Below are 14,838 nucleotides of genomic sequence, written 5' to 3'. Positions count from 1 at the left end.
GGGTGCGAAGCGCCCGCAAACCTGTCATGTCGAGTATTTTAGGGCTGCTTCGCAGCCCAGCGGGAGCAAGCTCCCTCGCCACAGGGGATCAGAGCGCCAACTGGCGGCGCAACTCCGCCAGCACTGGCGCGGTGTCCGGACGAACTCCACGCCACAAGAAGAAGGCTTCGCCCGCCTGCTCGGCCAACATGCCCAGGCCATCCATCGACACCGCCGCCCCATGCTCACTGGCCCAGCGGCAGAACGAGGTCGGTTCCTTGCCATACATCATGTCGTAGCAAACCGTCTTGCCGGGCTCGATCAGGCTGGCGGCAATCGGCGGCACATCCCCCGACAGGCTCGCGGAGGTGGCGTTGATGATCAGGTCCACCGGCTCTTGCAGCCAGTCGAACCCACTGGCGGAGACCGGGCCCAGGTCGGCGAACAACTCGGCCAGCAATTCGGCCTTTTCCACCGTGCGATTGGCGATGATCACCGAGGCCGGCGCTTCGGCCAGCAGCGGTTCCAGGGCACCGCGCACCGCGCCGCCGGCCCCGAGCAACAGGATGCGCTTGCCCTTGAGACTGAAGCCGGCATTGACGGTCAGGTCCCGGACCAGCCCGGCGCCGTCGGTGTTGTCACCCAACAGGCGACCGTCGGCCAGTTTGCTCAACGTATTGACCGCCCCGGCCCGCTGGGCCCGCTCGGTCAGGGTGTCGGCCAGGCGGAAGGCCTCTTCCTTGAACGGCACCGTGACGTTTGCCCCACGTCCCTCGTGGAAAAATTCTCGGGCGCAACCGGCGAAATCCTCCAAGGGCGCCAGCAGCGTGCTGTAGTCCAGGGTTTGCCCGGTCTGCTCGGCAAACAGGCGATGGATCAACGGCGACTTGCTGTGGCCGATCGGGTTACCCATTACAACGTAGCGGTCCATGGACAATCCTCGTTCAGGCCGTCGCCAGCCAATCGCGATCCTGCAGGAAGTACTCCGTCAGCCGCGCTTCTTCGCTGCCCGGCTCGGCTTTCCAGTCGTAGCCCCAGCGCACTTGCGGTGGCAGGGACATCAGGATCGATTCGGTACGCCCGCCCGATTGCAGCCCGAACAGGGTGCCGCGGTCGTAGACCAGGTTGAATTCCACGTAGCGCCCACGGCGAAACTCCTGGAATTCCCGCTGTTTGGCGGTGAACGCATCGTGCTTGCGGCGGCGTACGATCGGCAGGTAGGCATCGATGTAGGCGTCACCGATGGCGCGGATGAAGGCGAAGCAGGTGTCGAAATCCCACGTGTTCAGGTCGTCGAAAAACAGGCCGCCAATGCCCCGGGGCTCGTTGCGATGCTTGAGGTGGAAATAGCTGTCACACCAGGCTTTGTAGCGCGGGTACACCTCGGGGCCGAACGGCGCGCAGGCCTGCTCGGCGACACGGTGCCAATGGACGCAGTCTTCCTCGACGCCGTAGTAAGGCGTCAGGTCGAAGCCGCCGCCAAACCACCAGACCGGCTCTTCGCCTTCCTTTTCGGCGATAAAGAAGCGCACGTTGGCGTGGGAGGTCGGCACGTGCGGGTTGTGCGGGTGAATGACCAGCGACACGCCCAAGGCTTCGAAGCCGCGCCCGGCCAGTTCTGGCCGATGGGCGCTGGCGGAGGGTGGCAGGCCGCTGCCGAAGACGTGGGAAAAGTTGACGCCGCCCTTTTCGATCACCGTGCCGTTCTCGATCACCCTCGTGCGACCGCCACCACCGGCCGGCCGGGTCCAGGCATCTTCGACGAAGCGAGTGCCGCCGTCTTCGGTTTCCAGGGCGGTGCAGATACGGTCTTGCAGGTCGAGCAGGTAGGCTTTCACGGCCTCGGTGCGAGTGGACATGACATCACCTTGATCAGGGCTACGCTACGCGGCGTATGGCGGGCCGGTGGCAAATGGGCGCACAGGATACCACCGCACTTGCCCACGCCACAGTTGACGACGGTCAAGCTTAGGAGTCCGATAGCAGGCTTGGTAAAAAGTCTTGTGGCGAGGGAGCTTGCTCCCGCTGGGTCGCGAAGCGGCCCCAAAACTTGCCGAATGCGCCGCATCAGGCACACCGCGCCGACGAATCACGATTGCTTCGCAGCCGAGCGGGAGCAAGCTCCCTCGCCATGGGTTTGTCGGTGGCCTTAAGTCAATAGCATCACTGCGACAAGGAGAAAGTGAAGATGGCCAAACGTATCCAGTTCAGTTCCCATGGCGGTCCCGAAGTGCTCGAGTACGTCGATTACTCGCCTGCCGAGCCCGGCCCGCAGCAGGTGCGCGTCAGCAACAAGGCGATCGGCCTGAATTTCATCGACACCTACTACCGCAGCGGCCTTTATCCGCCACCGGCGTTGCCATCGGGCCTGGGTGCCGAAGGCGCGGGCGTGGTCGAGGCGGTCGGCTCGGACGTCACGCGGTTCAAGGTCGGCGACCGGGTGGCGTACGGCAGCGGCCCACTGGGGGCCTACAGCGATGTGCATGTGTTACCCGAGGCCAACCTGGTTCATCTGCCCGAATCCATCAGTTTCGAACAGGCGGCCGGCGTGATGCTCAAGGGCCTGACCGTGCAGTATCTGCTGCGCCAGACCTATGAACTCAAGGGTGGCGAAACCATCCTGTTCCACGCTGCCGCCGGTGGCGTGGGTTCCCTGGCCTGCCAGTGGGCCAAGGCCTTGGGCGTGAAGCTGATCGGCACCGTCAGCTCGCCGGAAAAGGCCGCCATCGCCAAATCCCACGGCGCTTGGGAAACCATCGACTACAGCAAGGAAAACGTCGCACAGCGAGTGCTTGAATTGACCGGCGGCAAGAAGGTGCCCGTGGTGTACGACGGGGTTGGCAAGGATACTTGGTTGACGTCGCTGGATAGCGTCGCCCCCCGTGGCCTGGTGGTGAGCTTCGGCAATGCCTCGGGTGCGGTGGAAGGGGTGAACCTGGGAATTCTCGCGGCCAAGGGCTCGCTGTACGTCACCCGCCCGACCCTGGCGACTTACGCCAACAACGCCGAAAACCTGCAACGCATGGCCGACGAGTTGTTCGGGATGATCAGCAGCGGCAAGATCAAGGTGGACATCAACCAGCGTTATCCCCTGGCGGAAGCGGCCAAGGCCCAGGCCGAGTTGTCGGCACGGCGCACGACCGGGTCGACCATTCTCTTGCCATAAGCAAACAGCGCTAGGGTGAGGAAGTGCCCTGTGGCGAGGGGATTTATCCCCGTTGGGCTGCGCAGCAGCCCCCAAAACAGACAACTCAATGTGTCAGGAGGATTGAGTTTGCTGCTTTAGGGCTGCTTCGCAGCCCAGCGGGGATAAATCCCCTCGCCACAGGGGGCTCCCTCAGCTCACCACAAAGACCTAGTCCGGGCGCACGACCTTACCGGTCGCCAGGTCGCGAATCACGCTGGGGTTCTTGCGTCCACCGAGGTTGCCGCCAAGCACCAGGTCGATCTGCCCACGAAAGTACTGCTCGACCCGAATCCGCGTACGCGCCGCCGGGCGACCCTGGGGGTTGGCCGAGGTGGACACCAGCGGGCCGACCAACGAGCACAAGTCGCGCACGGTGGGATGGTCGCTGACCCGCAGGGCGACGGTGTCGTGTACCCCGGTGATCCATTCCGGCAGCAGGTTCTGGTGCGGCACCAGCCAGGTATTGGGCCCCGGCCAGGTGCTGGCCATGCGGTCCATCCAGGTTTCGGGGAAGTCTTCGAACAGGAAGTCGAACTGGTGGATGTTGTCAGCCACCAGGATCAGGCCTTTATCGGGCAGCCGCGACTTGATCGCCAGCAGGCGTTCCACCGCCTCTTCGTTCCATGGGTCACAACCCAGGCCCCAGACCGCTTCGGTTGGATAGGCAATCACCGCCCCGGCGCGAATTTCTCGCGCGGCTTGTTGCACACGCCAACTGTTGACCATGAAAGATTCTCCCGCAACGCAAATAAGGCTGTGGGCAGTTTACCGATCTTCCCCATAAAACCTAGCGCGCAAACCAGCGTCCGTTGTCACAGATGGCGCGTCCGTCCATCTCCAGTTCGGTCAACGCCGCCAGCACTTTGGGCAAGCCCCAGCCACTGGCCTCGGCCAGCGCCTCACTGCTCAGCGGCGCGGCATGCAGCAGGCGCAGCAGCGGATGGGTCACGGGCACGGGCTCCGAGGCCGGCGGCAACCGCTGCCAACCGCGCAGCGCTTCGAGGATGTGCTCGACGGTTTCCACCAGCGCCGCACCGTCGCGGATCAGTTGATGGCAGCCCCGGGCCCCGGGGTGGTGGATCGATCCAGGAATGGCGTACACCTCGCGGCCCTGTTCCGCCGCCAGTCGCGCGGTGATCAGTGAACCGCTGGCGACACTGGCCTCCACCACCAGCACGCCCAGGGACAAGCCGCTGATGATCCGGTTACGGCGCGGAAAGTTGCTGGCGTGGGGCGGTGCGTCCAACGGGAACTCCGACAACACCGCGCTGCCCTGGGCAATCATCGCGTCCGCCAGCCGACGATTGCGCTGTGGATAAAAATTTTCCAGACCGGTGCCCAACACGCCGACGGTGCGCCCGCCAACATCCAACGCCGCCTGATGGGCCGCCGCATCGATGCCCAGGGCCAGGCCGCTGGTGATGACAAAACCGGCCCCGGCCAGGCTTCGGGAAAACGCCGCCGCGGTGTCCATGCCGGGGCGTGATGCCCGCCGACTGCCGACCATCCCCAGTTGGGGTTTTTCCAGGATCGAGGTGTCGCCCGCGACGAACAGCAGCGGCGGCGCGTCGCTGATCTGCGCCAACAGCGCCGGGTAGTCGGGTTGGTCCCACATCAGTAAATGCTGGCCCGCACGCTCCAGCCAGGCCAGTGCATGGGCGGCGCCGTCACGCACATCCGGGTTGCGCCGCGCCTCGACACAGGCCAGCGGCAAGCCCAGCGCGCGCCAGGCGCTGGCTGGCGCACTGATGGCCTTGGAGGCCGAGCCGAAGGCCTCCATCAGCGTCATGAAACGTTTGGGTCCCAGCTCCGGCAAGCGGTGAAGGCGTAGCCGGGCCTCCAGTTCCGCAGGGGAAACCGGCGTAGATTCAGGTAATGACATGCGATCATCCTTGACCGTTATAAGTCCCGTACAAACCGGAACAAGCTGTGGATAACTCTGTTGGTAACTTGTGAGACCCGTTACGGATTACGGACCTTGTCGAGCACCGCCAACGAGCGCGATGCGTACAGCACCAGGCCATAGCTGAGTTTGTCGTAGGTGCGGAAAACCATTAGCAGGCCGGCCCGCTCATCGGGGATCTTCACCCGTTCGCCCGTGATGCGGTCGCGTACGGTTTCACCCGTCTTCATCACCGCCAGCACATTGCCTTCGGTCAGCCCGTCGCGCCGGCCCTTGTTCAGGGTGACCACGTCCAGCGCGCCGATCTGGGTCACGCCTCGCGGCACGTCCAGGATCAACCCGTGGATGTCCGATGTCGGCGCGCTGGGCATGAAGGTCGAATTGATCGAGCGCTCTTCGCCGCTGAACAGACGATCACCCAGGCGCACTTCCTGGGTGGTGCGTTGCAGGGCCAGGGTGGTGACATCGCCTTCGCTGGCCACCACTTCGCCGCCGCCGATGTCGTCGGCGTTGATCCCCAGGAACTCCTTGGTCTCGGGATCGGTGTAGACCTTGCCCTGGCGAAAGATGCCGTACGCCGTCTGGTTCGCATCGAACGAGCCACGGGCGAAGACCCTATCCCCCATGCCACTGAGCACCCGTTCGGCATTGCCGGCGACGATATAGGGGGCCTTGTTGAAATCCTCAGGCGTGTCGACGATGCGGTTGCTCAGCAGGAAACTGTTGATGGCTTGTAGCGGAATGCTCGGGATGGCGTCGGCCACTGGCGAGCTGCGAATGCGCGGCGACAGCTTGATGGTGCCCCGCGAAGTGCCGCGATTGAGGGTCAGGCGCGGCTGGCCGTTGACGTAGACCAGCGACAGGGTGTCGCCCGGATAAATCAGGTTGGGGTTTTCGATCTGCGGGTTGGCCTGCCAGAGTTCCGGCCATTTCCACGGCTCGCGCAGGTACTTGCCGGAAATGTCCCACAGTGTGTCCCCCGTCACCACCGTGTATTGCTGGGGAAAACCTTCCCGAAGTTGCACTTGCCCGTGCGCGATACCGGCCGAGGCCAGGAGCAGCAGGGCGAGTAGTGATTTCCTCATGCGGTGAATCCCTTTATTATGTGCGTTCGCGTAAAACGCCGGAGCCCCCGTGGCTCGCTGCTTAAGGAGCTATTCTCCACAAGAGCAACGTTTTACAACGGTAGCCTGCATCCCAAGACACGCCAGGCCAGCCACCCGACTTTACCTCACACGTGCATTTATCAAGCTTATGGCCATTTTGAACATTCTCGAATTTCCGGACCCGCGCCTGCGCACTATCGCCAAACCCGTGGCCGTAGTGGACGACGAAGTGCGTCAGTTGGTCGATGACATGTTTGAAACAATGTATGAAGCGCCAGGCATCGGCCTCGCCGCGACCCAGGTCAACGTGCACAAGCGTATCGTCGTGATGGACCTCTCCGAAGACCGCAGCGAGCCGCGGGTGTTCATCAACCCCGAGTTCGAAACCCTGACCGACGAGATGGACCAGTACCAGGAAGGCTGCCTCTCGGTGCCGGGCTTCTACGAAAACGTCGACCGCCCACAGAAGGTCAAGATCAAGGCCCTGGACCGTGACGGCCAGCCTTACGAACTGATCGCCGAAGGCTTGTTGGCCGTGTGCATCCAGCACGAGTGTGACCACCTCAACGGCAAGTTGTTCGTCGATTACCTGTCTACCCTCAAGCGTGACCGGATCAAGAAAAAACTGGAAAAACTTCATCGCCAGAATGCTTGATGCCCCCTTCAAAGGCTTGCCGCGGCAAGCCTTTTTCTTTTTGCGACTGCTTTGTAATTGAGAGCTACCCATGACTGAGCCACTGCGCATCGTCTTTGCCGGCACTCCCGAATTTGCCGCCGAACACCTCAAGGCCCTGCTGACCAGCCCCCACGAAATCGTCGCGGTCTACACCCAGCCGGACCGGCCGGCCGGTCGCGGACAAAAACTGATGCCCAGCCCGGTCAAGCAACTTGCGTTGGAAAACGGCCTCCAGGTGTTGCAGCCGCCGACCCTGCGCGATGCGCATGCCCAGGCCGAGCTGGCGGCACTGAAGCCGGACTTGATGGTGGTGGTCGCCTACGGCCTGATCCTGCCCCAAGTGGTGCTGGATATCCCGCGCCTGGGTTGCATCAACAGCCACGCCTCGCTGCTGCCGCGCTGGCGCGGTGCCGCGCCGATCCAGCGCGCCGTGGAAGCGGGCGATGCCGAGAGCGGCGTGACTGTGATGCGCATGGAAGCCGGCCTGGACACCGGGCCGATGCTGCTCAAGGTCAGTACCCCCATCAGTGCCGAAGACACCGGCGGCAGCCTGCACGACCGCCTCGCGCTCATTGGCCCGCCGGCGGTGGTCGAGGCCATCGCCGGCCTGGCTGCCGGCACGTTGGAAGGTAAAGTGCAGAACGACAGCCTCGCCACCTACGCGCACAAACTGAACAAGGACGAAGCTCGCATCGACTGGAGCCGCCCAGCTGTTGAGCTGGAGCGCCTGGTGCGGGCTTTCAACCCTTGGCCGATCTGCCACAGCACCTTGAACGGCGAAGCCCTGAAAGTGCTGGCGGCCAGTTACGCCGAAGGGCAGGGCACACCCGGTGAAATCCTCGGTGCCAGCAAGGACGGCCTCGTCGTCGCCTGCGGTGAACAAGCGCTGTGCCTGACGCGTCTGCAACTGCCCGGTGGCAAGGCGCTGAACTTCAGCGACCTGTTCAACAGTCGCCGTGAGAAATTTGCCGTCGGCACTGTGCTCGGCCAAGCGACGGACGCCTCATGAACCCGCGTCTGGCCGCCGCCAAGGCACTTGCCGCCGTCCTCAGCGGCAAAGCCTCCCTCAACAGTTCCCTGCCGACCCAACTGGACAAGGTGGAAGACCGTGATCGCGGTTTCACCCAAGACCTGGCGTTCGGCACCGCCCGTTGGCAGCCACGGTTGTCGGCCCTGGCGGCCAAGCTGTTGCAGAAGCCCTTCAAAGCGGCCGATGCCGACGTCGAAGCGCTGCTGTTGGTGGGGCTTTATCAGTTGCTCTACACCCGCGTTCCCGCTCACGCCGCCATCGGCGAAACCGTGGGCTGCGCCGACAAGCTGAAAAAGCCCTGGGCCAAGGCCCTGCTCAATGCCGTGCTGCGCCGCGCCCAGCGGGAAAGCGAAGCCCTGCTGGCCGAGCTGGAACACGACCCGGTGGTGCGCACCGCCCACCCGCGCTGGTTGCAGAAATCCCTGAAGGCCTTCTGGCCCGAGCAGTGGGAAGCCATTTGCGCCGCCAACAATGCCCATCCGCCGATGATCCTGCGGGTCAATCGTCGCCACCATACCCGCGATGCCTACCTGGCGTTGCTGGGCGAGGCGGGTATCCCGGCCATCCCGTGCCAGTACAGCCGCGACGGTATCGTGCTGGAAACCCCGGGCGATGTGCGTGCCCTGCCAGGCTTCGCCGAAGGCTGGATCAGCGTCCAGGACGAAGCCGCGCAACTGGCCGCCGACCTGCTGGAACTGGCGCCCGGCCAACGGGTGCTGGACGCCTGCTGCGCGCCGGGTGGCAAGACCTGTCACATCCTCGAAGCCGAGCCGAAGCTGGCCGGCGTGGTGGCGGTGGACCTGGAAGCCAAGCGCCTGGTGCGCGTGAAGGAAAACCTCGAACGCCTGGGCCTGGAGGCCGAGCTGATCGCCGCCGACGGCCGCGACACCGCGACCTGGTGGGACGGCAAGCCGTTCCAGCGCATCCTGCTGGACGCGCCGTGTTCGGCCACCGGAGTGATCCGTCGCCACCCGGACATCAAGCTCACCCGCCAGCCGGACGACATTGCGGCGCTGGCCATGTTGCAGGGTGAACTGCTCGATGCCCTGTGGCCAACCCTGGAAGTCGGCGGCATGTTGCTCTACGCAACTTGCTCGACCTTGCCGACCGAGAACACCGAAGTGATCGAGGCCTTCCTCGCCCGCACCCCGGGTGCCCGGGAACTGGACATCGCCAGCCAGGCCGGCCTCAAACAGCCCCATGGCCGCCAGTTGCTGGCCCAGGAAGGTGGGCACGACGGGTTCTACTACGCCAAGCTGATCAAGATCGCCGCCGCGCGCGGTTAAGACCGATTCGATAGGAGTGACTGGATGAAAATCATCATCCTCGGCGCAGGACAAGTCGGCGGTTCGCTGGCGGAACATCTGGCCAGCGAGGCCAACGACATCACCGTGGTCGACACCAACGGTGAACGCCTGCGCGACTTGGGCGACCGACTCGACATCCGCACCGTGCAAGGCCGCGGGTCGCTCCCGACAGTGCTGCGCCAGGCCGGCGCCGACGATGCCGACATGCTCGTGGCCGTGACCAACAGCGACGAAACCAACATGGTCGCCTGCCAGGTTGCCCACACCCTGTTCCACACCCCGACCAAGATCGCCCGGGTGCGCGAAGCGGCCTACCTGACCCGCGCCGACCTGTTCGACAACGAAGCGATCCCGGTGGATGTGCTGATCAGCCCCGAGCAGGTGGTGACCAACTATATCAAGCGTTTGATCGAGCACCCCGGCGCCCTGCAGGTGATCGACTTTGCCGAAGGCAAGGCCCAACTGGTGGCGGTCAAGGCCTACTACGGCGGGCCGCTGGTGGGCCAGCAACTGCGCCAGTTGCGCGAGCACATGCCGAATGTGGATACGCGGGTCGCGGCGATTTTCCGCCGGGACCGGCCGATCCTGCCCCAGGGCGATACGGTGATCGAAGCCGACGACGAAGTGTTTTTCATCGCCGCCAAAGCGAATATTCGCGCCGTGATGAGCGAAATGCGCCGTCTCGATGAGAACTACAAGCGCATCGTCATCGCTGGCGGCGGACAGATCGGCGAGCGCCTGGCCGAAGCCATCGAAAGCCGCTACCAGGTCAAGATCATCGAGATGAACCCGGCGCGCTGCCGCTACCTCTCCGACACCCTCGACAGCACCGTGGTGTTGCAGGGCAGTGCCTCGGACCGCGACCTGCTGCTGGAAGAAAACATCGCCGACGCCGACATCTTCCTGGCCCTGACCAACGACGACGAAGCCAACATCATGTCGTCGCTATTGGCCAAGCGCCTGGGGGCCAGGAAAGTGATGACCATCATCAACAACCCGGCCTACGTCGACCTGATCCAGGGCGGCGACATCGACATCGCCATCAGCCCGCAACTGGCAACCATTGGCACCTTGCTGGCCCACGTGCGCCGCGGCGACATCGTCAGCGTCCACTCCCTGCGCCGCGGCGCGGCCGAAGCCATCGAGGCGATTGCCCACGGCGATGCCAAATCCAGCAAAGTCATCGGCAAAGCCATTCGCGACATCGGCCTGCCGCCCGGCACCACCATCGGCGCGATCATCCGCGACGAAGAAGTCCTGATCGCCCACGACGACACCACGATCCAGACCGGCGACCATGTCATCCTCTTCCTGGTGGACAAGAAGCACATTCGCGACGTCGAGAAGCTGTTCCATGTGGGGTTGAGCTTCTTCTGAATACACGGCCCTGTGGCGAGGGAGCTTGCTCCCGCTCGGGTGCGAAGCAGCCGCCAAAGATGGGCCTGCTCTGCAGGCCAGCGGGAGCAAGCTCCCTCGCCACAGGAACAGAACGCAGGAGTTTCAAATGCTCGATTCCCTGGAAAAAATGCTCGCCAAGGGTGTGGATAACTCTCTGCTGCGCTTCGGCCTAGGCAAAGGCTACCTCGACCTCGGCGAATTCACCCGTGCCGCCGAACACTTCCAACGCTGCGTCGAACTCGACCCCAAATACTCCGCCGCCTGGAAACTACTGGGCAAGGCCCACCAAGGCCAAGGCGACCTACCGGCCGCCCGCCAAGCCTGGGAACAAGGCCTCGAAGCCGCCCGCGCCCACGGCGACAAACAGGCCGAGAAAGAGATGGCTGTGTTCCTCAAGAAACTGGATCGCCATCCCTGAATCCACACAAAAACAGCTTTTTGTGGCGAGGGAGCTTGCTCCCGCTTGAGTGCGAAGCACTCATATTCAATACCAGCCCCCCAAGCAAGCGACAGACAACTCCCTGTGGTGAGGGGATTCATCCCCGCCAGGCTGCGAAGCAGCCTCAAAACCCCAGCTCATGAGCTATCCCAATTCACGTATTGACATATCGAAAAATCTCGATATCCTCGCCACATGGACCTACTCGAAATATTCAAAGCCCTCTCAAACCCGACACGTCTCCAAATCCTGAAAGGTTTGAAGGATCCGGCAAAGAACTTCCCCCCGCAGGATGAGGGTGACGTTCACACGGTCGGCGTCTGCGTCAGCAGTATCCAGGAAGGGATCGGCCTGTCGCAGTCAACGGTGTCCGGTTATCTGGCCACGTTGCAACGGGTGGGCCTGGTCGAAGTCAGGCGCATCGGCCAGTGGACCTATTACAAACGCAATGAAGCCACCATCAGTGCTCTCGCCGAGATCATTGGCAAAGACCTGTAGCGTTTTTTTACCACAGGATATCGAGATATTCCGATATCCCTTTTTATCGATACGAGGATTTACTATGAAAGCGATGATGCTTAAATCATTCGGCGGTCCTGAATCGTTCGAACTCCGCGACGTGCCCAAACCCGTTCCGCAAGCGGGACAAGTCCTGGTCCGCGTACACGCCACTTCCATCAACCCGCTGGATTACCAGGTTCGACGCGGCGACTATCCCGACCTGGTGCCACTGCCGGCCATCACCGGCCACGACGTATCCGGCGTGGTCGAAGCCGTTGGGCCCGGTGTGACCACCTTCGCGCCTGGAGACGAAGTCTGGTACACCCCGCAAATATTTGAAGGGTCAGGCAGCTATGCCGAGTACCACGTCGCGGCCGAGAGCATTGTCGGGAAGAAACCGCCCGAGCTGAGCCATCTTGAGGCCGCAAGCCTGACCCTGGTGGGCGGGACGGTGTGGGAAGCGCTGGTGGTGCGCGCGGCGCTCAGGGTCGGGGAGAGCATTCTTGTCCATGGCGGCGCTGGAGGTGTCGGACATGTCGCGATCCAAGTGGCGAAAGCCATGGGCGCCCGGGTGTTCACCACTGTGCGCGAAGCAAACGCTGAGTTCGCCCGCAACTTGGGTGCCGACGTGATCATCGACTACGAGAAAGAAGATTATGTCGACGCTGTCCTCCGGGAAAGCGCTGGCCACGGCGTGGATGTCGTATTCGACACCATCGGCGGCAACACACTGTCCCGCAGCCCCGACGTCCTCGCGCAACTGGGCCGCGTCGTCTCGATCGTGGACATCGCCCAGCCACAAAACCTCGTCCAGGCCTGGGGCAAGAACGCGAGCTATCACTTTGTGTTCACCCGGCAAAACCGCGGCAAGCTCGATGAGCTGAGCGCATTGATAGCCCGCGGTCAGCTGCGCCCCCACGTCGGCGCCGTCTATTCGCTGGCCGACATTCCCCTGGCCCATGCCCGGTTGGAAAGCCCCAACAACGGTCTTCGAGGAAAAATCGCGATTGCCGTCGAGCCATCGCTCATTCCGTAAGTGCGGACTTTAACCAATTCAGAGGTGCGTCATGGTTTACGAAATCGCTGTGCTTCCTGTTTACAAAGAACGCATCGAAACGTTTCGACGTGCATTTGCCGAGGTCGCTCCATTGCTCACACGGGCCAAGGGTTACGGCGGCCACATGCTGGCGCAAGGGATCGAAACCCCCGAGCAGTTCAACCTGATCGTGCGGTGGCAATCGCTGGAAGACCACTCTCCGGGCTTCGAAGCGAGTGAAGACCATCGACTGTTCATGATGGGGTTGGAGGAATATTTTTCGGAGGAGCCGAGGGTTTACCATGTTGAAGGGGGCAGCTTTTAGGGCTGACGAAGGGGGGCAGAAAATAAATCCGTCCCCCTATTTTTTAGTAAAAATCGTAATAAAGCGCCCACTCCCCAGTTTCGTTGTGCTTCCAGAACATCAGGCTCCCACTGTCGACCACATTCAGATTGATCTTCGCGTCCGATGAGATCTGGAACACAAACTCGAAGCCTTCACCCGGATCAACACCCGACTGGCAAAACGAAGGGTAACCGCCGAACTTGTGTTCGTAGGTGTGGGTAACCAAGTCGTAATAGCTCTGTATCTTGCCCGCGCGTTCCAGCGTGAGGATTGCTTGCTCAAGGTCCTCCGGGACACCACCGCCATCCCACAGTGGAAAGTCCTCCGGCACCGCTTGCGCTGTCAGCGGGAAGGGTTTGAGGAATGTCCCTGCCACCGGCAAAGACTTGCGCACCAACACGTCATCCGGCCCATATTCGCGGATGACCCAATTATTCCCCATCGGCTCAAAGTGCTCGGGGAGCGGGTTTGAAATGAACACCGTCAATACACGAACTCCCGCCAGCAGCGGGCTATGGACGGGTAGGGCAGGCAGGTAAAACTGCGCATAGGGGAGCAACGGTTGCCCCGCCTGGTTGGTGGGTACATCTTCATCAGGCCGGAACAGGAAGACGTTGCCCAGCCAGCTCTCTTCATCGGTCCCGGCAGGACGAAAACCGCCGGCAACAAGTTTCACGGCGGGGCGGGCCAGACGTTGCTTGATTTCCTGAATGTCCATGGCGATGTAGATCTTCCTTTTGCTACAGATGTAAGGGCCGCAGACTTTCAGTATCCGAGTGTCATCGATACCGGCTCGGCCGTTGATAAGCAGACGATATAATTCGAAGGCAAGGCGGACAAGCCGGCGGATTCGGGTTTAGTTGTAGGCCAAGGCGCAAGGATGGAAAAAGGGGAGGAATTTACTGACTGAAAATAAAGCTGTCCCCATTTTTCGCGCTGGTTGCACGCCAAGTGCAGCCGCTACCGTTCGGATTCATGGCCTGCATGTGTAAGCCACTGTATCCAGCGCCTTCGCAGACTCAAAACGACGCATAAACGCCGGTTCTCGAACATAGCCGGTATACATCCCCTTGCAAGAATTCTCCCCATCGACTCTCCATCGGATCCCCGAATGGCGAGCCCTTATTACAGGAGATCTTGCGATGAATACCCAACCCTACCGCCCTCAGGGCTGGCAGCTGTTCAGCCTGATCGCCGTCCTGGTGGTGGCGATGAGCATCGCGGCTGTCGCGGTACAACCCGACCTTGTCGAGGGCCTGCGCAGCGCCATCCGCGCCACCGCCCGCTCCTCCTTCGCCCTGTTTCTGATCGCGTTCACCGCGTCGGCCTTTGCCGTGCTGGTGCCTTCACCGTTCGCCAAGGCATTGGTCCGCGAGAGACGCTTCATCGGCCTCGCCTTTGCCTTCTCCCACCTGGTGCATGCCGTGCTGATCTACGCCTATGGGCAGCTCAACATCGAGTTCTGGCCGGCCCGCACCGTTGCCAACAACATCCCGGGCGGGACCGCCTACGCCTTCATCCTGCTGATGGCCCTCACGTCATTCAAAGGGCCCGCCCGACTGCTGGGCCCCAAGGCTTGGAAGGCATTGCATGTCACCGGCATGTGGGTCATCGCCGCTGTATTTGCCCTCTCCAACTTCAAACGTATCCCGATGAGCGACTGGTACGTGCTGCCTTTCGGCCTCATCTGCGCCGCCGTGGCGATCCGACTGGTCGGCAAGCTGGCCATGGCCAACAAACGCAGCCAAGCCAGGCAAGCGTCGATGCGCCGGGCAGCGGTCGCCACTTGATCGTCTATCCAGGCGCGCCGCACGGCATACCGACACCCACAAGGACCGCCTCAACCACTTCCTGAGCAAGTAAGCCCATCGCACCCGCTCATGTGTCGGCCAGGACGGCACATGGGCACGGCATACCCATCAAAGAAAAG

General features: G+C 62.4%; 16 protein-coding genes. 10 read left to right on the top strand and 6 right to left on the bottom strand.

Annotated elements, in window-relative coordinates; genetic code table 11:
- Positions 1–88: 88 nt before the first annotated feature.
- Positions 89–910 (bottom strand): shikimate dehydrogenase, encoded by an 822-nt coding sequence (aroE, locus tag BLU76_RS00325; protein WP_092221017.1) that lies wholly within the window; start codon positions 908–910, stop codon positions 89–91.
- A gap of 13 nt (positions 911–923) precedes the next feature.
- Complete coding sequence (gene hemF, locus BLU76_RS00320) at positions 924–1,838, bottom strand: oxygen-dependent coproporphyrinogen oxidase (RefSeq protein ID WP_063323592.1); 915 nt, start codon at positions 1,836–1,838, stop codon at positions 924–926.
- Between the two features lie 329 nt (positions 1,839–2,167).
- Between hemF and BLU76_RS00315 the strand changes: the two genes are divergently transcribed.
- The gene (locus BLU76_RS00315) at positions 2,168–3,145 is read left to right on the top strand and encodes an NADPH:quinone reductase (protein ID WP_063323591.1); all 978 of its coding nucleotides are present in this window, start codon (positions 2,168–2,170) and stop codon (positions 3,143–3,145) included.
- A 189-nt stretch (positions 3,146–3,334) separates the two neighbouring features.
- Here the strand turns inward: BLU76_RS00315 and BLU76_RS00310 are convergent, their stop codons facing one another.
- The 3 genes from BLU76_RS00310 to BLU76_RS00300 all read right to left on the bottom strand — a co-directional run bounded on the left by BLU76_RS00310 (position 3,335) and on the right by BLU76_RS00300 (position 6,154).
- A complete protein-coding gene (locus BLU76_RS00310; protein WP_014335849.1) occupies positions 3,335–3,892 on the bottom strand; it encodes an L-threonylcarbamoyladenylate synthase type 1 TsaC in 558 nt (185 codons plus the stop codon).
- A 61-nt stretch (positions 3,893–3,953) separates the two neighbouring features.
- Positions 3,954–5,048: a DNA-processing protein DprA gene (gene dprA, locus BLU76_RS00305; RefSeq protein ID WP_092148842.1), complete on the bottom strand. Its 1,095-nt coding sequence runs from the start codon at positions 5,046–5,048 to the stop codon at positions 3,954–3,956.
- Positions 5,049–5,128: 80 nt separating this feature from the next.
- Positions 5,129–6,154 carry a LysM peptidoglycan-binding domain-containing protein gene (locus BLU76_RS00300; protein ID WP_092148840.1) on the bottom strand — a complete coding sequence of 342 codons (1,026 nt, stop codon included), beginning with the start codon at positions 6,152–6,154 and terminating at the stop codon, positions 5,129–5,131.
- A gap of 169 nt (positions 6,155–6,323) precedes the next feature.
- Between BLU76_RS00300 and def the strand changes: the two genes are divergently transcribed.
- The 8 genes from def (at position 6,324) to BLU76_RS00260 (ending at position 12,887) form a co-directional block, all read left to right on the top strand.
- Positions 6,324–6,830, top strand: coding sequence for a peptide deformylase (def, locus tag BLU76_RS00295; protein ID WP_003196300.1), 507 nt, complete (start codon positions 6,324–6,326; stop codon positions 6,828–6,830).
- Between the two features lie 70 nt (positions 6,831–6,900).
- Positions 6,901–7,860: a methionyl-tRNA formyltransferase gene (gene fmt / locus BLU76_RS00290; RefSeq protein ID WP_092221014.1), complete on the top strand. Its 960-nt coding sequence runs from the start codon at positions 6,901–6,903 to the stop codon at positions 7,858–7,860.
- Positions 7,857–9,167 (top strand): 16S rRNA (cytosine(967)-C(5))-methyltransferase RsmB, encoded by a 1,311-nt coding sequence (gene rsmB / locus BLU76_RS00285; RefSeq protein WP_092221011.1) that lies wholly within the window; start codon positions 7,857–7,859, stop codon positions 9,165–9,167. The genes fmt and rsmB overlap by 4 nt, the downstream gene beginning before the upstream one ends.
- A 24-nt stretch (positions 9,168–9,191) precedes the next feature.
- Positions 9,192–10,565 (top strand): Trk system potassium transporter TrkA, encoded by a 1,374-nt coding sequence (gene trkA / locus BLU76_RS00280; RefSeq protein WP_063323586.1) that lies wholly within the window; start codon positions 9,192–9,194, stop codon positions 10,563–10,565.
- 127 nt (positions 10,566–10,692) lie between these two features.
- Complete coding sequence (locus BLU76_RS00275; protein ID WP_092148831.1) at positions 10,693–11,004, top strand: tetratricopeptide repeat protein; 312 nt, start codon at positions 10,693–10,695, stop codon at positions 11,002–11,004.
- A gap of 216 nt (positions 11,005–11,220) precedes the next feature.
- Positions 11,221–11,523 carry an ArsR/SmtB family transcription factor gene (locus BLU76_RS00270; RefSeq protein WP_003177098.1) on the top strand — a complete coding sequence of 101 codons (303 nt, stop codon included), beginning with the start codon at positions 11,221–11,223 and terminating at the stop codon, positions 11,521–11,523.
- A gap of 64 nt (positions 11,524–11,587) precedes the next feature.
- A complete protein-coding gene (locus BLU76_RS00265; RefSeq protein WP_092221008.1) occupies positions 11,588–12,562 on the top strand; it encodes a zinc-dependent alcohol dehydrogenase family protein in 975 nt (324 codons plus the stop codon).
- Between the two features lie 31 nt (positions 12,563–12,593).
- A complete protein-coding gene (locus BLU76_RS00260; protein WP_092148825.1) occupies positions 12,594–12,887 on the top strand; it encodes an antibiotic biosynthesis monooxygenase family protein in 294 nt (97 codons plus the stop codon).
- A 43-nt stretch (positions 12,888–12,930) separates the two neighbouring features.
- Here BLU76_RS00260 and BLU76_RS00255 read toward each other — a convergent pair whose 3' ends face one another.
- Positions 12,931–13,626, bottom strand: a complete 696-nt coding sequence (locus BLU76_RS00255; RefSeq protein ID WP_092221005.1) for a DUF1963 domain-containing protein — start codon at positions 13,624–13,626, stop codon at positions 12,931–12,933.
- A gap of 424 nt (positions 13,627–14,050) precedes the next feature.
- On the opposite strand from BLU76_RS00255, the gene BLU76_RS00250 reads away from it, so the two are divergent.
- The gene (locus BLU76_RS00250) at positions 14,051–14,698 is read left to right on the top strand and encodes a ferric reductase-like transmembrane domain-containing protein (protein WP_092221002.1); all 648 of its coding nucleotides are present in this window, start codon (positions 14,051–14,053) and stop codon (positions 14,696–14,698) included.
- Positions 14,699–14,838: the final 140 nt, after the last annotated feature.

This window comes from Pseudomonas sp. NFACC08-1 (genome assembly GCF_900106735.1).
Lineage (GTDB): Bacteria > Pseudomonadota > Gammaproteobacteria > Pseudomonadales > Pseudomonadaceae > Aquipseudomonas > Aquipseudomonas fluorescens_Q.
Note: the sequence above shows the minus strand (reverse complement) of the source record. Positions and strands in the feature narration are given on the sequence as shown.